The 19,312-nt window shown below is 64.6% G+C and carries 14 protein-coding genes; 11 read left to right on the forward strand and 3 right to left on the reverse strand.

The genetic code is table 11. The features are described 5' to 3' along the window. The first annotated feature begins 5 nt into the window (after positions 1 to 5). The 3 genes from PAN08_RS09255 to tsaB all read left to right on the forward strand — a co-directional run bounded on the left by PAN08_RS09255 (position 6) and on the right by tsaB (position 3,504). On the forward strand, positions 6 to 527 hold the full coding sequence (locus PAN08_RS09255; protein ID WP_269791885.1) for a hypothetical protein: 522 nt from the start codon (positions 6 to 8) through the stop codon (positions 525 to 527). A 129-nt stretch (positions 528 to 656) separates the two neighbouring features. Then, positions 657 to 2,783, forward strand: coding sequence for an ATP-dependent DNA helicase (locus PAN08_RS09260; protein WP_269791235.1), 2,127 nt, complete (start codon positions 657 to 659; stop codon positions 2,781 to 2,783). A gap of 10 nt (positions 2,784 to 2,793) precedes the next feature. After that, a complete protein-coding gene (gene tsaB / locus PAN08_RS09265; protein ID WP_269791236.1) occupies positions 2,794 to 3,504 on the forward strand; it encodes a tRNA (adenosine(37)-N6)-threonylcarbamoyltransferase complex dimerization subunit type 1 TsaB in 711 nt (236 codons plus the stop codon). A 65-nt stretch (positions 3,505 to 3,569) separates the two neighbouring features. Here tsaB and PAN08_RS09270 read toward each other — a convergent pair whose 3' ends face one another. Together PAN08_RS09270 and gshB are read right to left on the reverse strand one after the other, a co-directional pair. Next, positions 3,570 to 4,460 (reverse strand): energy transducer TonB, encoded by an 891-nt coding sequence (locus PAN08_RS09270; RefSeq protein ID WP_269791237.1) that lies wholly within the window; start codon positions 4,458 to 4,460, stop codon positions 3,570 to 3,572. Further along, positions 4,457 to 5,407 (reverse strand): glutathione synthase, encoded by a 951-nt coding sequence (gene gshB, locus PAN08_RS09275; protein WP_269791238.1) that lies wholly within the window; start codon positions 5,405 to 5,407, stop codon positions 4,457 to 4,459. The genes PAN08_RS09270 and gshB overlap by 4 nt, the downstream gene beginning before the upstream one ends. A gap of 240 nt (positions 5,408 to 5,647) precedes the next feature. Here gshB and pilG point away from each other — a divergent pair, with 240 nt between their 5' ends. From pilG to PAN08_RS09315, 8 genes are all read left to right on the forward strand, one after another. Next, positions 5,648 to 6,049, forward strand: a complete 402-nt coding sequence (gene pilG / locus PAN08_RS09280; RefSeq protein WP_057632755.1) for a twitching motility response regulator PilG — start codon at positions 5,648 to 5,650, stop codon at positions 6,047 to 6,049. 18 nt (positions 6,050 to 6,067) lie between these two features. Then, positions 6,068 to 6,430: a response regulator gene (locus PAN08_RS09285; RefSeq protein ID WP_057632756.1), complete on the forward strand. Its 363-nt coding sequence runs from the start codon at positions 6,068 to 6,070 to the stop codon at positions 6,428 to 6,430. Continuing rightward, positions 6,430 to 6,960 carry a chemotaxis protein CheW gene (locus tag PAN08_RS09290; RefSeq protein ID WP_269791239.1) on the forward strand — a complete coding sequence of 177 codons (531 nt, stop codon included), beginning with the start codon at positions 6,430 to 6,432 and terminating at the stop codon, positions 6,958 to 6,960. The genes PAN08_RS09285 and PAN08_RS09290 overlap by 1 nt, the downstream gene beginning before the upstream one ends. Positions 6,961 to 7,002: 42 nt before the next feature. Then, complete coding sequence (locus tag PAN08_RS09295) at positions 7,003 to 9,039, forward strand: methyl-accepting chemotaxis protein (RefSeq protein WP_269791240.1); 2,037 nt, start codon at positions 7,003 to 7,005, stop codon at positions 9,037 to 9,039. A gap of 117 nt (positions 9,040 to 9,156) precedes the next feature. Next, the gene (locus PAN08_RS09300) at positions 9,157 to 15,780 is read left to right on the forward strand and encodes an Hpt domain-containing protein (RefSeq protein ID WP_269791241.1); all 6,624 of its coding nucleotides are present in this window, start codon (positions 9,157 to 9,159) and stop codon (positions 15,778 to 15,780) included. Beyond that, positions 15,767 to 17,131 (forward strand): chemotaxis protein CheB, encoded by a 1,365-nt coding sequence (locus tag PAN08_RS09305; RefSeq protein WP_269791242.1) that lies wholly within the window; start codon positions 15,767 to 15,769, stop codon positions 17,129 to 17,131. Before PAN08_RS09300 ends, PAN08_RS09305 begins: the two co-directional genes overlap by 14 nt. Positions 17,132 to 17,156: 25 nt before the next feature. Beyond that, positions 17,157 to 17,630: a chemotaxis protein CheW gene (locus tag PAN08_RS09310; protein ID WP_269791243.1), complete on the forward strand. Its 474-nt coding sequence runs from the start codon at positions 17,157 to 17,159 to the stop codon at positions 17,628 to 17,630. Between the two features lie 175 nt (positions 17,631 to 17,805). After that, positions 17,806 to 18,345, forward strand: a complete 540-nt coding sequence (locus tag PAN08_RS09315; RefSeq protein ID WP_269791244.1) for a hypothetical protein — start codon at positions 17,806 to 17,808, stop codon at positions 18,343 to 18,345. Between the two features lie 164 nt (positions 18,346 to 18,509). On the opposite strand, the gene PAN08_RS09320 is transcribed toward PAN08_RS09315, so the two are convergent. Beyond that, positions 18,510 to 19,244, reverse strand: coding sequence for a 16S rRNA (uracil(1498)-N(3))-methyltransferase (locus tag PAN08_RS09320; RefSeq protein ID WP_269791245.1), 735 nt, complete (start codon positions 19,242 to 19,244; stop codon positions 18,510 to 18,512). Positions 19,245 to 19,312 lie beyond the last annotated feature (68 nt).

Consider the following 19,312-nt stretch of genomic DNA (forward strand, 5'->3'; position numbering starts at 1 on the left):
ACAACATGCCCTTGATCCGCTCCGCCTTGGTTGCCACGGCCACCTCCCTGTTGCTCAGCGCCTGCATCAGTGCGCCACCGTCCACACCGAAGGTGGTCGACAGCACCACCCCGGCACAGCGATTGGCCGCAGTGGAAGCCATTGCCGGCGTTGATGACACCGAGCTGTCAGTGCAGCCGTTGCGTGATGCTGAGGTGTCTGACCTGCATGCCGCTGCCATCGCCAAGCGTCAGGCCGGCGACTTGGACGGCGCCGCCGAAGCCTTGAACCAGGCATTGTTGCTGGTCGATAACGACCCAGCCATCCTGCAGGAGCGCGCCGAAGTGGCGCTGTTGCAGGCCGATTGGCCGCGCGCCGAGGCGCTGGCCAAGAAAGCGGTGGACCTGGGCTCGCGTACCGGCCCGTTGTGCCGCCGTCACTGGGCCACCATCGAACAATCGCGCCTTGCCCGTGCCGAGAAGGAAAACGCTGTCTCCGCACACGCACAGATCGAAGGCTGCACGGTGCCGGGGATCAAGCGCTTTTGATGCCGGAGCGGGGAATAGGGGCTGGGAGACAGGGAATGCCGGGTTCGATGCCAGATTCCAGGAAATGCACCGGTTGACCATGGCCCTTTTATTTCCTGCCCTCCGTTCGCCAGTCTCCGTTTTGCAGCTATGTCCTCGTTAGCCACCGCCAGCCTTGAAGCGTTGAGTGAAGGTGGTGCGCTTGCGCGCCAGCTGGATGCGTTTGTGCCCCGTCCGGCGCAGCTGCGCCTGACCGGCGCCATCGCCGAAGCGTTCCAGCAGCGCGATGTGCTGCTCGCCGAAGCAGGCACTGGTACGGGCAAAACGTTTGCTTATCTGGTGCCGGCGTTGTTGTCGGGATTGAAGACGATTGTCTCCACCGGTACCCGCGCGCTGCAGGATCAGCTGTATCACCGCGATCTGCCGCGCGTGCGCGCTGCGCTGGGCGTGGGCCACCGTGCCGCGCTGCTGAAAGGGCGCTCCAATTATCTGTGCCGCTACCGGCTCGACCAGGCGCGCGGTGAGCCGCGTTTCACCAGCAACGAGCAGGTGGCGCAGTTCCAGCGCATCGTGACGTGGTCCGGGCGCACCCAGTACGGCGATGTCGCCGAGCTGGATGGGCTGGCCGATGATTCACCGTTGCTGCCGATGGTCACGTCGACCGTGGACAACTGCCTGGGCACCGATTGCCCGTTCTGGGATGACTGCTTCGTGGTGCGTGCGCGGCAGCGCGCGCAGGAAGCGGACCTGGTGGTGGTCAATCATCATCTGCTGCTTGCTGACCTGGCGCTCAAGCAGGAAGGCTTTGGCGAGATATTGCCGGGCGCGCAGGCGTTCATTATCGATGAGGCCCATCAGCTGCCAGAACTGGCAGCGAACTTTTTTGGCGAAGGTTTTGGCATGCGCCCGTGGCAGGAGCTGGCCCGCGACTGCCTGGCCGAATGCCGCAGCGTCGCCGGTGCGCAAGCCACGTTGCAGCAACCTGTTGCCACGTTGGAGTTGGCGCTGCGTGAACTGCGCGACGCCATGGAAAAACTGCCGCAGCGCGGTACGCGTTGGCGCGCCTTGGCAGTGCCGCAGGTTGCTGAGGGTTTCGATGCGGTTTCGGCGGCACTGGCGCAACTGCGTGATGCGCTGACACTGCTGCGTGAAGCATCGCCCGGCCTGGATGCCTGCCACGCACGGGCACAGGAAGGCATGGCGCGGCTGGCGCGCTGGCTGGATGAAGGGACCGTATCGGCAGTCGACGAATGGGACATCGATGAGGCGTCGCCTGCTGCCGAGCCGCACGGGCTGGCAACGGAAGCAGGCGCTCCCATTCCCGACTCCCTGTTCCCCGTTCCCGGCGCCGACAACGATGTGCTCTGGTACGAACTCACCCCGCGCGGCTTCCGCTGCCAACGCACACCGATGGATGTCTCCGGCCCGCTGCGTGAGCATCGCGAACGTTCCATGGCGGCCTGGGTGTTCACCTCGGCCACGCTGACCGTGGGTGGGGAATTCGGGCATTTGGCGACGCGGCTGGGTCTGGATGATCCCAATACGTTGGTCCAGCCCAGCCCGTTTGATTGGCAGCAGCAGGCGCTGTGTTATCTCCCGCAGCAATTGCCCGATCCGGCTGCGCGTGGTTTTGGTACGGCTTTGATCGCCACATTGTGGCCGGTGCTGGAAGCCTCGCAGGGGCGCGCGTTCCTGCTGTTCGCGTCGCACCGTGCGTTGCGGGAAGCGGCCGAGGCATTGCGCGATGGTCCATGGCCGTTGTTCGTGCAAGGTGAGGCGCCGCGCGCCAGCCTGCTGCAGCGCTTCCGCGAATCCGGCAATGGCGTGCTGCTTGGCTCGGCCAGCTTCCGCGAGGGCGTGGACGTGGTCGGTGATGCGCTGAGCGTGGTGGTCATCGACAAATTGCCGTTTGCCGCGCCCGATGATCCCGTGTTCGAGGCGCGGTTGGATGCCATTCGTCGCAATGGCGGCAATCCGTTTCGCGACGAGCAGCTGCCTCAGGCAGTCATCGCGCTGAAGCAGGGCGTAGGCCGGCTGATCCGCAGCGAGACCGATCGCGGCGTACTGGTGTTGTGTGACCCGCGATTGTTGACCAAGGGCTATGGCCGCGTGTTCCTGGATTCGCTGCCGCCGTTCCGGCGCACACGGGAGTTGACCGATGTGCAGGCCTTCTTTGCGCGACAATGGGCGCCGGAGTTGGATGCGCCGGCCGCCGTCACTGCCGATGCGTCATCCTCCGATCCTGGCTCCATCGAGCCACCTTTTTCCCTGTCGTGACCGTCCTGCCATGAAGCTGCTTGCCTTTGAAACCGCCACCGAAGCCTGTTCCGTCGCCCTGCATGTGGATGGTCAGGTGCTGGAACGGTTTGAAATCGCACCGCGCCGGCATGCCGAACTGAGTTTGCCGTGGGCCGAGCAGTTGTTGGCCGAAGCCGGTATCCATCGCAACCAGCTCGACGGTATCGCCTTGAGCCGTGGCCCCGGTGCCTTCACTGGCGTGCGCTTGGCGATCGCCATCGCGCAAGGCATCGCGCTGGCGCTGGACCGCCCGCTGTTGCCGGTATCCACGCTGCAGGCGCTGGCGATGCGCGCACCGCAGACGGCACAACACGTGCTGGCCAGCATCGATGCGCGCATGGGTGAAATCTATGCGGCGTGTTTCGTGCGCAACGCCGAAGGTGAGTTGCAGTTGCAGGGCAGCGAAGTAGTGATCGCGCCGGATGCATTTGAATTATCCAGCGACGCATCCGAATGGGCTGGCGTCGGCACCGGTTTCGGTGCGGTGGACGGCGTGCTTGCAAGTCGCTTCCACTCGCGGTTGATCTCGCTGGATGCACAGGCGCTGCCATGTGCATCGGACGTATTGAAGATCGCCGTACCGGCAATGCTGCGCGGCGAAGGCATCGCCCCCGAGTTGGTGCAGCCGGCCTATCTGCGCGACAACGTCGCGCTTACCCTGATCGAGCAGCAGGCACTGCGCGCCGCCAAGGGCGGTTGAAGCGCCGCGTAGGCGGGGATCATCCCCCGCGCTCGGTTCGCATGCACTTCAATGAGCGGGGTTGCTCAACGATCGTCATGGAGCTGCCCGCCGGGCAGGAACACCCAGGTGCGGGTGACCTGCAGGATGTCGATGTCGTCTTCGGTCTTGGGCAGGGCGGGGAACGGCTGCGCCAGTTCAATCACCCGCAACGCGGTGGAATCCAGCAACGGCACGCCACTGCTGCGCAGCACGCGGCTGCTTTCGACGCTGCCATCGCGGCGCACACCGACGCTGATCACCACCTGCCCACCGAGGCGACGGCGGCGGGCTTCGTCGGGATAGTTCAGGTTGCCCACACGCTCGGCGCGATCCACCCAGGCGCGCAGGTAGTTGGCATAGGCGTACTCGCGGGTGCTGGCCGAGACGAACTTGCGGTTCGGACGCTTGGCGTACTGCTCCGAGCGCAGATGTACTTCGGCGGCCAGGCGTGCCATTTCCGCATCGCGCTGTTCGCGTGCAGTCATTGCAGCGGTGGGGTCGGGACGGTCTGGCAGTGGTTGCGACTGCGCGTCGGCCACGCTGTCCTCACCGTGCGCGCTGGTCACCACCCGCGCCTGCGGTGGGGGTGGTGCGGCGGCGGCCTGCTGCTGCAGCGGGATGGGTGCCAGGCCATCCTGTGCCTGCGGCACGACACCGGCCTGACTGTCGCGGGGGCGCTGCGCTTTGTCGTGGTCACCGCCGCCTTGCTGATTGGCCTGGGCCAGGAAGTCGGCCTGCTTGGGTGTCAGTGGCGTACTGGTCTGGCTGAAGATCACATCCAGCGTCGGCACCAACGGTGCGTTGTCACTCACCGCAAAGCCCACGCCCAGAATCAACAGGCCATGCACCAACAGCGACAGCACCAGCGTTGCCGTCAGGCGTTGTTGATCGGTGACGCGGGGCGCCACGGGCAGTGAGCCGGCGATGGCACTCATTGCTTCAGGCCGGCCTCGATCACGTCGAACAGCTGCCCGGCAATGTTCAACCCGTACTGTGCATCCAGCTCACGCACACAGGTGGGGCTGGTGACGTTCACTTCGGTCAGGTAGTCGCCAATCACGTCCAGCCCGACGAAGCGCATGCCGCGTCGTTTCATCTCCGGGCCGACCTGGGCGGCGATCCAGCGGTCGCGCTCGCTCAGCGGGCGGCCTTCGCCACGGCCGCCTGCGGCAAGGTTGCCGCGGAATTCGTCGCCCTGCGGGATGCGCGCCAGACAGTAGTCCACCGGTACACCGTCCACCAGCAGGATGCGCTTGTCGCCGGCGCTGATGTCCGGGATGAAGCGCTGCGCCAGCGTCTGGTTGCGGCCACCGTCAGTGAGCGTTTCCAGGATCACGTTGAGATTCGGGTCGCCGGTGCCGCTGCGGAAAATCGAACGCCCGCCCATGCCGTCCAGCGGTTTGAGTACCGCCTGGCCGTGTTCGTGCACGAAGGCCTTCAGTTCGGCCGCATTGCGGCTGACCAGCGTCGGCGGGCAGCACTGGGGGAACAGCAGCGCGGCCAGCTTCTCGTTGAAGTCGCGCAGGCCTTGCGGGTCGTTGACCACCAGCGCACCGGCCTGCTGGGCGATGCCCAGGATGTGCGTGTCGTACAGGTACTCGCCGTCGAACGGCGGGTCCTTGCGCATCAGCACCACCTGGCCGGGGCCGAAGTCCAGTGGCGCGAACTCGCCCAGAGTGAACCAATCGGCCTTGTCGTCGCGCACCTGCAGCGGCGCAACATGCGCCACGGCCTTGCCGCCGTGCAGGGACAAGCCGCCCGGGCGCACGTAGTGCAGACGGTGGCCACGTCGCTGGGCTTCCAGCAGCATGGCGAAGGTGGTGTCCTTGCTGATCTTGATGTGGGCGATGGGGTCCATCACCACGATGACGTCTAAAAGCATCGGGGGAATCCGTCAGGTCAGGGGGCGATGTTAGCGGTTCGGGACGGGGGCGCCCAGCGCGCGCGGCGGCGGCGAGAGGCTGAATGGAGCTGCGCTGAAATTGAGAACTGGCTCACATGGATGCTTGTTACAGACGTATCTGATGGACGTCGCTTGACAGTTTGCTGCAGGGCTGGGATATAGATGCGCTTTCACGGTGGCATCGCGTTCGATGTGCGCCGCGTGTCCGGGGACTAGCAAATGGTTGAAAACATGACTGCGGGTGGGGAACTCGCAGGGTTGAAGGTGATGGTCATCGATGACTCGAAGACCATCCGGCGCACGGCGGAAACATTGCTCAAGCGTGAAGGCTGTGAGGTCGTGACCGCGACCGATGGCTTCGAAGCCTTGGCCAAAATCGCCGACCAGCAGCCGCAGATTATTTTTGTCGACATCATGATGCCGCGCCTGGATGGCTACCAGACATGCGCGCTGATCAAGGGCAACCAGCTCTTCAAGTCGACCCCGGTGATCATGCTTTCTTCCAAGGATGGCCTGTTCGACAAGGCGCGTGGCCGCATCGTCGGCTCCGAGCAATATCTCACCAAGCCATTTACCCGCGACGAACTTTTGGGTGCCATCCGCACATACGTCAACGCCTGACCAGGGGGGAAAGGCACAATGGCTCGAATTCTTTTGATCGAGGACTCACCGACCGACAGGGCGGTGTTTACGCAATGGCTGGTCAAGGCCGGCCACGAAGTTCTGGCAGCCGACAACGCCGAAGAAGGCCTGCAGATGGCCCGCGACCAAGGCCCACAGCTGGTGCTGATGGACGTGGTGTTGCCGGGCATGAGCGGTTTCCAGGCCACCCGCGCGCTGTCGCGTGACGAGGCCACACGGAACATCCCGGTGCTGATCGTCAGCACCAAGGGCATGGAAACCGACAAGGCCTGGGGCATGCGCCAGGGCGCTACCGATTACATCGTCAAACCGCCGCGTGAGGATGACCTGATCGCGCGGATCAACAAACTGGTGGGTTGATGCGCGCTCCCTTCGACATCCTTGAAGCCTACGAACGGCGCAGTCTGGCGCATGCCGTGCAGTTGCCTGAGCGCAGCTATTCCCGGGATGTCTGGCGTGGCGTGGGTTACCGCGTCGGCAGCCGCCATCTGGTGTCGGATTTCCGCGAAGTCGTGGAAATCGTGCCGATGCCGCCGGTCACTCCCGTGCCAGGTGCGCAGGGCTGGTTGCTGGGCGTGGGCAACCTGCGCGGCAACCTGTTCCCGGTGGTTGACCTGAAGTACTTCCTCGAAGGTGAGCGCACTGCGCCGCAAGAGGGCCAGCGCGTGTTGATCATGCGCCAGGCCGGCGGTGACGTTGCGTTGGTCATCGACGAGTTGTACGGCCAGCGCAGTTTCGAGCAGCAACTGGAAGTGCCCGCGGCGGATATCGCACAGGGCCGTTACGCGCATTTCGTTGAGCGCGCATTTAACGATGACGGGCGCCACTGGGGCGTTTTCTCGCTTTCGCTGCTTTCCCGCACTCCTGAATTCCGGCAAGCGGCCGCCTGATCGGCGCGCTTGCCTCTCCGCATTGGATATCGAGGTCGAACGATGAGTACTGCTTCCGAAGGCGCCAGGGCTGGCAAGCTTGGCAATGTGGGTACCAATTTCTGGCTGGGCCTGCTGGTGCTCTCGATGGTTGTTTTCGGCGCCAATACCGGCGTGGCGACCTGGCAGGGCAGCCGTCTGGCAGGGGCCAGTACCGGCGCGGCCGATCTGCAGGTGCTGTCGCAGCAGCTGGCCAACCAGGGCCGAGAGGCCGTGGCCGGTAGCCGCACCAGCTACGGCGCGTTCAAAGACACCCGCAACAAGATCGAAAGCACGGTGAGCGAGCTGCAGGGCCGCTTCGGCAACGAGACCGGCGTGTCCGGCCCGCTGCGCGATCTGGTCGAAACCTGGAAGCCGCTGTCCAAGAACGCCGAGCAGATCGTGGCCAGTGAGCCGGCGGTACTGGCGCTGGCCGGTAACGCTGACAACTTCGTCGGCGCCGTGCCGCAGCTGCAGGCGCAGTTGAACGAAGTGGTGCGTGCGATGACCGCCGGTGGCGCGCAGGCGTCGCAGGTCTACAACGGTCTGCAGCAGGTGGTGGTGGTCGGCACCATGGCCCGCCGCGTTACGGAAATTCGTGCCGGTGGCCCGGGTGCCAGCGGCGCCGGTGACGCACTGGCGCGCGACATGGTGGTGTTCTCGCAGGTGCTTGAAGGCCTGCGTCAGGGCAACGAAGAAATGGGCATCGCGGCAGTACGCAATGCCAATGCACAGGTTGCGCTGGAACAGTCGGCCAACCAGTGGGCAAAGATGAAGAAGGACGCCGACGCCATTCTGGCCAGCTCGCGCAACCTGTTCGCCGCACAGTCCTCGGCCGCTGCAATGACCAGCGGCTCGGACAAGATGCTGGAAAGCAGCCGCAAGCTGTTCGACGCGTTTTCGGCATTCGGCTCGGCCCGTGACACCCGCATCTTCCCGAACTTCTGGTGGAGCGTGATCTTCGGCGGCCTGTCGGTGTTGTCGATTGTTGGCTTTGTGTGGAGCTCGGTGCGCGGCCGTTCGCGCGAGCAGGAGCTGCGTTACCAGACCCAGGTGGAATTCAACAGCCGCAACCAGCAGGCGATCATGCGGTTGCTGGACGAAATCAGCTCACTGGGTGAAGGCGACCTGACGGTAAAGGCCTCGGTGACCGAGGACATGACCGGCGCCATCGCCGACGCTATCAACTACGCCGTGGACGAACTGCGCAACCTGGTGACCACCATCAACGACATGTCCGGCAAGGTGGCCGTGTCCGCGCAGGAAACCCAGGCAACGGCCATGCAGCTGGCCGAAGCGGCCGGTCATCAGGCCGACGAAATCACCAGCGCTTCCGAGCGTATCGGCGAAATCGCGTCGTCCATTGAACAGGTGTCGCGCAACTCCACCGAGTCTGCCGAAGTGGCACAGCGCTCAGTGGTCATCGCTACCGAAGGTGCCGGCGTGGTGCGCCAGACCATTCAGGGCATGGACCAGATTCGCGACCAGATCCAGGAAACCTCCAAGCGCATCAAACGCCTGGGTGAGTCCTCGCAGGAAATCGGCTCGATCGTGGAACTGATCAACGACATTTCCGAGCAGACCAACATCCTGGCCTTGAACGCGGCCGTGCAGGCGGCATCGGCCGGTGAAGCCGGTCGTGGTTTCGCTGTGGTGGCCGACGAAGTGCAGCGACTGGCAGAACGTACCTCCGGTGCGACGCGGCGAATCGAAGGCCTGGTGCAGGCGATTCAGGCCGATACCAACGAAGCGGTTACCTCCATGGAACAGACCACCGCCGAAGTGGTGTCCGGTGCACGCCTGGCCGAAGACGCCGGTACCGCGCTGACAGAAATCGAACGCGTGTCCAACGCACTGAACAACTTGATTAAGAACATCTCCATCGCCGCGCACCAGCAGGCCTCGGCTGCAACGGACATCACCCAGACGATGGGCGTTATCCGGCAGATTACCGGCCAGACGTCGCAGGGTGCCGGGCAGACCGCCGATTCGCTGGGCCAGCTGAACCAGCTGGCTGCGGAGCTGCGCCGTTCGGTGGCCGACTTCAAGCTGCCGGCCTGATCGGCTGAGTGCGCTGATGCAGGCGGGGATGCAAAGGAACCAGCAGATGAAGTGTCGTCATAACGCAAAGCAGGGCCGCCCGAACGGCATGCGATTGATGCTGTACAGGGGAATGCAATGAGTACCTTGCGCGATGCCATGAGCCACGCGGCACTTGGCTGGGTAAAACCCGAGCTGGACGAGACCCTGCGCCAGGTGCGCAGCGAGGTCGAATACTTCGTGGAAGACCCCGGCGACACCAGCCGCATGCGGTTCTGTGCCGGCTACCTGCATCAGGTGCAGGGCACGTTGCGCATGGTCGAGTTGTACGCACCGGCGATGGTTGCCGAGGAGCTGGAGCAACTGGCAAACGCAGTGCGCGACGGCGCGGTCACCGACCGCGACGAAGCCTGCGGCACGCTGATGCGCGGCACGGTGCTGTTGCCTGACTACCTGGAGCGCCTGCAGAACGGTCACCGCGACATTCCAATCGTGTTGTTGCCGCTGCTCAATGAAATCCGCGCGGCACGCGGCGTGGAAGGCATCAACGAAGGCGTGTTGCTGGCGTTCAACCCGGATGCCAGCAATGCCACCCCGGACGAGGTTGAGCACGCACGCGGTAGCTTGAGCGGTCGCAATCGTGAGTTGCTCGATACGGTTGGCAGTGCGGTCAAAGAAGAACTGATGCGCATCAAGGATGCGCTGGATCTGCACGTGCGTACTGGCGGCAACCCCGCTGATCTGCAGGTGCAGGTGAGTGAACTGGGAGCGGTCGCCGACACCCTCGGGGTGATGGGGCTGGGCGTGGCGCGCGGCATCGTGGGTCAGCAGCGCGATGCGCTGCGCGACGTGGTGTCCGGTGCCCGCATCATCGACGACAACCTGTTGCTGGATATCGCCGGTGCACTGCTGTACGTGGATGCATCGCTGGACGACCAGGTCGAACACCTGGGCGCCAATCCCGGTGGCGAAGACGATGCCGGTACGGTGGAAACCCGCCGCACGGTGGAAGTGCTCGCGCACGAGGCCATTGCCAATTTCACCGCCGCGCGCGAATCGTTCGTGGCCTTCATCGAAACCAACTGGGACCACCAGCGTCTGGCCGAAGTGCCGCGCCTGCTGGATGAAGTCTGCGGCGCGCTGCGCATGCTGGAAATCCCGGAGCCGGCGGGTTACCTGCAGGCGGTGCGCCAGTACATCCAGGCCGAGTTGATCGAACGCCAGCGCGTGCCCAGTGGCCGCCAGCTCGATACGCTCGCCGACGCGATGGCCAGCCTGGAGTACTACCTCGAAGCCCTGCGCGACCGTCGTCCCGGCCGCGAGGAAATTCTCGACATCACCCGCACCAGTCTGGAGACGTTGCGCTACTGGCCGCTGCCGTCAGCGACGGACCGGGCAGAGCCGGTCGAAATTGCCGCGCCGTGGGCAACCGCCGCGCGGGATGGCACCGACGACACCACCACGTTGCAGGAATCGCCGATTGCGGCAGAAGCGCCGGAGCCGACGCCTGTCGCAGCGTCCGCTGTGCCGCCGCCGTTGCCATCGCTGGCTGATGTGCAGGCGTCGACGGACACCGGGATTCCGCTGGTATTCGCAGCCGCGATCAACGCCAAGCCGATGCTTGTTGCACCCGAATCCGCGCCGGAAGTGGCTTCGGATTCGCAGGTGTTCGATCCGGTTGCTGCCGAAGATACTTCGACGACGGGCGACACGGGCTTCACTTTGGCTCCCCTCACGCTCGACGGTTTTGAGCGCGATGAAGCGAGTGAGGCCAGCGCGCTCGAACCGCTTGCCTTCGATCCCATCGCAGCCGAGCGGGACACCGCGTCTTCGGCCTCTACCGATGTCTATACGTTCGACAGCAGCTTGCTGGAGCTGGACGTGCAGGACGAGCCGGCTGCCGAACCACAGTCTGCCGAGCCTGCGTATAACTTTGATCTGGATGCCGCCAACGCCTTCTTCGAGCCGGTACTTGAAGAAACGGCGCCGGTGATGCCCGACGCTCAGGTGTCAGGGGCGTCGCTGGATTGGCAGCTGGATGCAGCGCCGCTGGCGAACGCGGAGCTTGAGCCGCTGGAGCTGCCGACCGACAGCCTCCGCAATGCCGACGTACCTGCTGTCGCGCTCGAAACGCACGTGGACGCCGAAACGGCTGCATTCATGGCCGAGCTCAATGCTGCCTCGGAGTCGTTCGGCAGCTTCACCGCCGCGGCTGACGTGGCTGAGCCGGTTGCCGAAATCGGGCTGACGCAGGCCGCGAGCATCACGGCAACGCCGTTTGCGGGCGCTGCCACGCATCAGCTGGAAGGTGGCTTCATCGACAACGGTGATGCGATTGACCAGGACATCCGCGAAGTCTTTATTGAAGAATTCGACGAAGAGCTGGTGAACCTGGGCAACCTGTTGCCCGCATGGCGTGCTGCGCCCGGCAATGCCGAGCGCCTGCGCCCGGTGCGCCGCGTGTTCCACACGCTCAAGGGCAGTGGCCGCCTGGTTGGCGCCCGCACCCTGGGTGAGTTCAGCTGGAAGATCGAGAGCATGCTCAACCGCGTGCTTGAAGGCAGCCGTTCGGCCAGCCCGGCAGTCGTGGCCATGGTCAGCCAGGCTTACGACGTGTTGCCGGAACTCAATGCTGCATTGCGCGGCAATGGCACCATCCAGTCTGATCTGATCGCCATGCAGGACGTCGCCGAGCGCATTGCTGCCGGCGAGGAAGCCTTCCACATTGTCGGCGCGACGGCCGCTCCTGCGGCCACCGACGAACCTGTGTTTGAAGCAGCGCCGTTGAATGTTGACGACGGCGAAGGCATGCCTGCCTCGGTGGACAGCGTGCTGCGCGAAATTCTGGAAGCCGAGATCGGGGTTCACCTGGAAACGGTGAACCATTGGCTGGCGCAATCGCAGCTGCAGCCGCAACCGGCGTCGGAAGACCTGTTGCGCGCCGTGCACACCATGAGTGGCGCATTTGCGATGACCGATGTGCCGGTGATCACCGGCATTACGACGCCGGCCGAGTCGTTCGTGAAGCGCTCGCTGGCGGCGGGCATCACGCCGACCGCCAGTGGCGTGGACGCGTTGGCACAGATGGCAGCTGCAGCGGCGACTACCATCGCTGCATTGAGTGACCCGTCGCCGCGTATTCCGGCCTTCCCGGGTGTTGCCGAGCGCCTGCAGGCGCTGGCTGACGCGCTGCCCGATGCCAAGTGGCCGCCGATGGCGATGGATGAGGATGTCGCATTTGGCGATGCTGAATCCCCGTTTGACGCCGAACCCGAAGCTGAGCAGGGCGCGCTGGAAAAAGCCCCCAGGGCCGCGCTGGAAGGCGTCGAAGACCTGTCCGCCTACTTCGACCCGACGTTGCTCGATGGCACCCTCGGCGATCTGCCATCGTTCCTCTCCGAGCCCGTGCGTCCGGTTGCTCCCCCGTACGACGAAGCGGTCGTTGCGACGACTGAACAGTCGTTCGTTGAAGCGCCGGCCATCGTGGCCTCCGTCGATGAGCCGTCTGAGTTGTTGCAGGTTGAAACGCTGGATTTCAGCGATATCGGCGTGCCGGACACGGTCGAAGCCGAGGCCGCGCACACGAGCGACACCGTAGTAGCGGACGAACGGGTTGTGCCTGCGCCGCTGGCCGAAGAAATTGTGGCTGACGAAATCAGCCTTGCTGACGCAGACCTGGAAGAAGTGGCGTTGGTCTCCGCAGCGTCTGTTGACGCCGAGAATGCTGCCAACGACCAACTGGCTGTTGAGCTGCAAACGGGCGCGGTCGCGCAGCGTCCTGCGATGGACTTCGACGCAGAAAGCGCCACTGAATCGTTTGAGGTCGAAAAGACCGTTGTCGGTGAAGAGGCCGCTGACGCCGCTGCCGTGGAGAACGACGCCGTTTCGGCTGAAATCGCAGCGACGGACGCAAGCCAAACCGAATTGCCGGTTGAAGCCGCCGATGTGGCCGACGCTCCGGTGGAAGTGGTCACCGAAACCGAAACCGAAATCGAGGCTGCCGGCGAAGTCATCGACAATGCCGATGAACTGGACATCGCTGCTATCGCACCGGCCGTGATCGATGACATCGAAGAAGAAACGGCTTCGGTGGAAATCGCCTCGGTAGAAATTGATGAGACGGCGGAAGCGTCGGACGCCATCGACGTTGAAGCGTCTGCCGAAGCATCGCAGCCGTCCGTCGAAGAAGTCGAAGTTGCAGAGGCTGAAGAAGCTACGTCCGAGGCTGCCGTGGTTGAAGACAGCGCCGACATTGAAGAGCAGCAGGAAGAAACCATCGACGAACTGCCGTCGGAGCCGACCAGGATCGAACTGGCGCCGCTCACCGCGCCGCTGCCGGACGATGCTGCACCGCCGGTCACCGTTCCGCTGGCCGCACAGTTCGATGCAGGCCCGCTGGACTTCAGTGAGTTGGATCGCGAACTGATCGACATCTTTGTCGAGGAAGGCAAGGACCTGCTCGACCATTGCGATGGTCTGGTCAGCGAACTGCGTAGCGCGCCGGAAGACCGCGAAGCACTGGCCGGCCTGCAGCGTGATCTGCACACCCTCAAGGGTGGCGCGCGCATGGCAGGCATCAACGCCATCGGCGACCTCGGCCACAGCATTGAATCGCTGCTGGAAGCCGTTGCCGCGAACCGTACCGAGATGACCCGCAGTGACGTGCAGCTGCTGGAGCGTGGTTTCGACCGCTTGCACCAGTTGCTGACCCGTACCGGCGAGCACCGCGCGGTGCTGATGCCGACCGACCTGCTGGAAGCGTTTGAAACGCGTACCGAGGGCCGTGCTGAAGCAGCTGCCGGGCCGGCCGTTGCTGCCGTGGTCAAGGCCGCATCGGTCACTACCGTGCAGGCGCCCGCAGCCGTGGTGCCGCAACCGCTGGCTGCCAACGAGCCGTTGTCGGCACCGTTGGCCGAAGAACAAGCAAGCGAAGAAGACGGTTCACCGCGCGGGCAGGAGCAGGTGCGCGTGCGCGCCGATCTGCTCGACAGCCTGGTCAACCATGCCGGTGAAGTGGCGATCTACCGCTCGCGTCTGGAACAGCAGCTAGGTGCCTTCCGCGGCGCCATGGCCGAGCTGGACCGTACCAATGCGCGTCTGCGCGACCAGCTGCGCCGTCTGGATCTGGAAACTGAAGCGCAGATCGTCGCCCGCTATCGCCGTGAGCACGAACAGGCTGACCAGACTTTCGATCCGCTGGAGCTGGACCGCTTCTCCACCCTGCAGCAGCTCAGCCGCGCGCTGAACGAATCGGCGGCCGACTTGGGTGGCTTGCAGGGTGTGCTGGACGATCTGTCCCGCAACTACGACGTACTGCTGCAACAGCAGTCGCGCGTCAGCTCGGAACTGCAGGAAGGCCTGATGCGCGCGCGCATGGTGCCGTTCGATGGTTTGGTGCCGCGCCTGCGTCGTGTGGTGCGCCAAGCCGCGCACGAAACGGAGAAACAGGTTCACCTGAAGCTGGAAGGCACCCACGGCGAACTGGATCGCAATGTGCTCGACCGCATGGTCGCGCCGTTGGAACACATGCTGCGCAATTCCGTGGCCCATGGCTTGGAGCAGCCTGCCGCACGTGTTGAAGCGGGCAAGCCGGAGGAGGGCGAAATCACCCTGCGTCTGCGTCGCGAAGGCTCGGAAATCGTGCTGGAAGTCGGCGATGACGGTGCCGGCCTGGACCGCGAGGCGATCCGTCGCCGTGCGGAACAGCGCGGCCTGCTGGCCGCCAACGAAGAACTGGACGACGTGCAGCTGGATCAGATGATCTTCGCTTCCGGCTTCAGCACCAGCGAACAGGTCAGCCAGTTGGCCGGCCGTGGTGTGGGCATGGACGTGGTGCGCAACGAGGTCCGTCAGCTCGGTGGCTCGGTGGACATCCACTCGGTGCGCGGCCAGGGCGCCATGTTCACCCTGCGCCTGCCGCAGACGCTGGCGGTTACCCAGGCGGTGTTCGTGCGTATTGGCGAAACCACCTACGCGGTGCCGGTGGCTTCGGTCAGCGGTATCGGCCGCATCTCCCGCGAGCGTTTTGAAGCCGGGCAGGGCGGTTACCACTACAACGGCGAAGACTTCACCCTGTACAACCTCGGCGCATTGGTCGGCCATGCCGCTGCCAAGGCGGAGGGTCAGGCGGAAATCCCCTTGCTGCTGGTGCGCTCGGGCGACCTGCGTGCGGCCGTGGCCATCGACCAAGTGCTGGGCAACCGCGAAATCGTGGTCAAGCCGGTAGGCCTGCAGCTGGCTTCGGTGCCGGGTATCTACGGTGCAACCATCACTGGCGAAGGCAATGTGGTGGTGATCCTGGACGTGGCGCCGCTGGTGCGTCGTCACCTGGCCCAGCCGCAGCAGCCGGTGGAAACCACGGTGGTCGCACAGCAGCGTCATGTGCCGCTGGTGATGGTGGTGGATGACTCGCTGACCATGCGCAAGGTCACCGGTCGCGTGCTGGAGCGCCACAACTTTGAAGTCGTGGTTGCACGTGACGGTATCGAGGCACTGGAGCAGCTGGAAGAGCGCGTCCCCGACCTGATGCTGCTGGATATCGAAATGCCACGCATGGACGGCTACGAGCTGGCTACTGCGATGCGAGCCGATGCCCGCTACAAGGGCGTGCCGATCGTGATGATCACCTCGCGCAGCGGCGATAAACATCGCCAGCGTGCCTTCGAGATCGGCGTGCAGCGCTACCTCGGCAAGCCGTATCAGGAGCTGGATCTGATGCGCAATGTTTATGACCTGCTGGGGATAGCACGTGTACGCGACTGATGACTCGGCCAAGCCGGTAGCACTGTTGGCCCGCGCCGGTGCGGCCCGCGATCGCCTGCGCGAAGCGGTAGCCGCTGCCGGCGGCCGCATCGTGCTGGAAGAAGATCCCAACGCGTTGGACGCGGCAGCCTTCGACGCGGCCGCGCCCCAAGTGGTGCTGGTGGCGCTGGAGCCGGCGGTGGAAGACGCATTGGAGCGTCTGGAAGCCGTGCTGGAAGCGCCACACTTGAGCCTGCTTTTTGAAGAAGCCGAACTGGCCGCGCGTCGTGAAGGCTGGGAAGCGCAACGCTGGATCCGCCATCTGGCAGCCAAGTTGCAGGGCCACCACAACGTGTTGCCGCCGGGTTCGGAGAGTGAACAGGCCGAAGCGGCCATCGCTGCGACGGCAGCACCGGAATCGGCATGGCAGGCGCCCGCGCCACCGCGGGATGCGGCGTTGAATTTCGAACTGGAGGAAGCTGCTGCCGTGCTCGGTGATTGGCAGCCGGACGCTCACCCACCGGCACCGGTGGTGCAGGAAGCACGCCCCGAAGTATTGGATTTCGATCAGCTGATCGCCGCGCCAGCAACGGTTGCCACGCCTGCGCAGGAAACAACAACGCGCAGCAGTGCGGTCCCGCCGCCGTTGCCGCCGCTGGACGCCACCGTGGTCGAACCTGACACCGCGCTGCCAAAAGCTGCCGGTGATTTCCATAGCTGGTCGCTGCTGGAAGACGACGGCTACACCGTTGAACCCGTCGTGGTGGACGTGGAGAAAGAACAGGCCCCGGTGCTGGCCAGCCTGCTCAACAGCGAATTTTCGCTGGTAGACATTGATGCGGGCGCTGATGAGGTGAACGGCGCCGTGCTGCTGCTTGCCGGCATCGGCGGCCCTGATGCAGTGCGTCGTGTGCTGTCGGGCCTGCCGGAAGATTTTCAGCGGCCAGTGCTGGTGCAGCTGCGCCTGGACGGTGGCCGCTACGCCAACCTGGTCAAGCAGATGGCGCGGGCAACGGTGTTGCCGGTGGTGTTGGCCGACCCGGGCCAGCCGCTGGTTGCGGGCAACGTTTACATCCTGCCGGACGAAATTGGCCTGGAGCTGTCTGGCGCCGGTTTGAGTTTCAGTGCCGAGCAAAACGATCTGCTGTCGATCATGCCGCCTGCACGCAGCGCGGTAATGATGCTTAGTGGCGCCGACGTGGCCCTGGTGCCGCAGGTGCTGGAATTCGCTGACAAGGGCGGTTGGGTGGCCGGGCAGATCGGTGAGGGTTGCTACGACCCCGCTGCCGCCAGCCAGTTGGCCGTGGCCGAAATGACCGCCGGCGATCCGGAATACCTGGTAGCGGAATTGGCCGTGCACTGCGCCGGCTGACACCGCCGCGATCAAGGAACAGACGATGAGCTATGCAAACAATGACGAAGTACGCGGTGTCCTGATTCAATCCGGCAACGAGCGCGTGCTGTTGCCCAACGCCACCGTGGCCGAAATGATGTCACGCGTGCCGGTGGAGCCCATCGCCAATGCGCCGCACTGGCTGATCGGGCAGATTGCTTGGCATGGCTGGAGCGTGCCGCTGCTGTCTTACGCCGGCTTGAGCGGCCACGGCCACGAGACGGTGACCGCCAACAACAAAGTGGTGGTGCTCAAGGCGCTGGGTGGAAATCCGGACCTGCCGTACTTCGCGCTGCTGACCCAGACATTCCCGCAGTTGATTGCGGTGCCGCGCGACGGCCTGCTGGCTGATGCATCGGAAGAAAGCCTGCCCGCCGGCGTCCATATGCGCGTGCTGCTAGGCGAGCAGAGCGCACTGCTGCCGGACCTGGACGCGATTGAAAGCGCCATCGTCGGCGCATTGGCTGCTGCTGCCTGATAGGGCAGCGTCGGTCCGCTCCAGGCCGCTTCAAGATCACCGAGTTGGCCTGCTGTGCGGGCCGCCAGCGGCGGCTTTGCCAGCGGCTTGGTCCGTTTGACGCCGTTGAATTGAATGCGGGTACCCCCGCAGGCACCATCCGTTGCTCGTCTGCGGGAACGCAAAGGAATGCGGAATGGAAAGCTGCGCCAAGGCGTGCCGACGTCTCTCGATACCCGCTGCTCGCTGCCTGCTACGGGTGCTGACGGTCACGCCGTTGCTCGGTTGCTCGGGTCCAGCCCAGCCGGGGCAAGCGCATGTTGCCCCCGCGCCTCTCTCGCTTGAACAGGCGTTGCAGGGTTTCAGCAACTGCCGACTGCACGGTTTCTACCTTGAGGGCGACCCGCCCGAGCCGGTCAGTCCGTATTTTCGCGAACGCGGCCTGCTGACCCCATGCGAGGTCGACGATGCTGCCGAAATTGCCTATTTCTGTGTAAAGGACAGTTTTTACGGGCTGCCAGTGGATCGCATCGAAATACCGTCTTCCACTGCCGCGTTCTCACAGGGCCTGCATTTCACCGTGCCCGTGGAGCAGGCCCGCGCCGTGTTGCTGCGGACCTTGGGCTCGGATTTTGCCCAAAGCGCGGCGTCAAACGAAGGCAATGCGCCGGAACTTGTCGAAATCCCGGAAGACCCGCAACGCTCGGCGTTGCTGTGCATCCAGCCATTTGGGTAACGCCGGCTATAAGGCGCTTGCTTGAAGCCCGTCTCCCGCCTGCGGGAGAGGGGAAGTCATCGGGTATTTCCGGCGCTTCAGCTCTCCTCGTCACCGGCCCCGGCTCAAATCCAATCCCGATCAACCCGCTCTCAGCACCCCCAAACCAAACCGCCGGCAGCACCCTACAAGTCACCCAGCCGCGCCTGCAACGCCGCCACAGCGGCCAGGCCGGCCGTTTCCGTGCGCAGGATGCGCGGGCCCAGCTGCAGGCCCTGGAAGCCCGTCTCGGCCAGCTGCTGGCGATCACGCGGCGACCAGCCACCTTCCGGGCCGATGGCAATCACCACGCCGTTGGCCGGTGCAGCAGGCAATGAGGCCAGCCGATGCTCGCCCAGCGGGTCCAGCGTCAGTCGCAGCATCTGGTCCGGCAAGCTCGCCGCCGCAGCCGCCAGCGATTGCGGTGCGCTGATGGCCGGAATGCGGGCGCGGCCGGATTGGCCACAGGCCGAACCGACCACGTTGCGCCAATGCGCGATGCGCTTCTCAGCGCGGGCGGCATCCAGTTTCACCTCGGTGCGCTCGGCGTTGACCGGAATGATGGCAGTGACGCCCAACTCGGTGGCCTTCTGCAGGATCAGGTCCATTTTCTCGCCGCGTGCGATGCCCTGCAGCAGGGTAATTGCCAAGGGTGACTCATTGTCCACGGCTTGCCCGGTCTCGATCCGCACCAGCACTTCACGCTTGCTGATGCTTGCGAGGGTGGCGCTGTAATCGTGGCCATCGCCGTTGAACAGCACACAGCTGTCGCCCTCACGCAGGCGCATGACCCGTACCAGGTGGTTGGCCGCTTCTTCCGGCAACGGCAAGGTCTGGCCCACGCTGAGCGGTAGTTCGATAGGGCAACGGGTCAGGCGCATGCGGAGGTCTCGGTAGGGCGGGGCGGCTGGGGTGGGCCGGGTCTGCTAGCATTTCAGGCTCATGAGAA

This window comes from Stenotrophomonas sp. Iso1 (assembly GCF_027497995.1).
Taxonomy (GTDB): Bacteria; Pseudomonadota; Gammaproteobacteria; order Xanthomonadales; family Xanthomonadaceae; genus Stenotrophomonas.

Bases quoted from the DNA above. Each gene is read 5' to 3' on its own strand.
- PAN08_RS09290 (WP_269791239.1), top strand. From the start codon at position 6,430: ATGCGCGCTCCCTTCGACATCCTTGAAGCCTACGAACGGCGCAGTCTG.
- PAN08_RS09315 (WP_269791244.1), top strand. From the start codon at position 17,806: ATGGAAAGCTGCGCCAAGGCGTGCCGACGTCTCTCGATACCCGCTGCT.
- gshB (WP_269791238.1), bottom strand. From the start codon at position 5,407: ATGCTTTTAGACGTCATCGTGGTGATGGACCCCATCGCCCACATCAAG.
- PAN08_RS09300 (WP_269791241.1), top strand. From the start codon at position 9,157: ATGAGTACCTTGCGCGATGCCATGAGCCACGCGGCACTTGGCTGGGTA.
- PAN08_RS09320 (WP_269791245.1), bottom strand. From the start codon at position 19,244: ATGCGCCTGACCCGTTGCCCTATCGAACTACCGCTCAGCGTGGGCCAG.
- PAN08_RS09270 (WP_269791237.1), bottom strand. From the start codon at position 4,460: ATGAGTGCCATCGCCGGCTCACTGCCCGTGGCGCCCCGCGTCACCGAT.
- PAN08_RS09310 (WP_269791243.1), top strand. From the start codon at position 17,157: ATGAGCTATGCAAACAATGACGAAGTACGCGGTGTCCTGATTCAATCC.
- PAN08_RS09295 (WP_269791240.1), top strand. From the start codon at position 7,003: ATGAGTACTGCTTCCGAAGGCGCCAGGGCTGGCAAGCTTGGCAATGTG.
- pilG (WP_057632755.1), top strand. From the start codon at position 5,648: ATGGTTGAAAACATGACTGCGGGTGGGGAACTCGCAGGGTTGAAGGTG.
- PAN08_RS09255 (WP_269791885.1), top strand. From the start codon at position 6: ATGCCCTTGATCCGCTCCGCCTTGGTTGCCACGGCCACCTCCCTGTTG.
- PAN08_RS09260 (WP_269791235.1), top strand. From the start codon at position 657: ATGTCCTCGTTAGCCACCGCCAGCCTTGAAGCGTTGAGTGAAGGTGGT.
- PAN08_RS09285 (WP_057632756.1), top strand. From the start codon at position 6,068: ATGGCTCGAATTCTTTTGATCGAGGACTCACCGACCGACAGGGCGGTG.
- tsaB (WP_269791236.1), top strand. From the start codon at position 2,794: ATGAAGCTGCTTGCCTTTGAAACCGCCACCGAAGCCTGTTCCGTCGCC.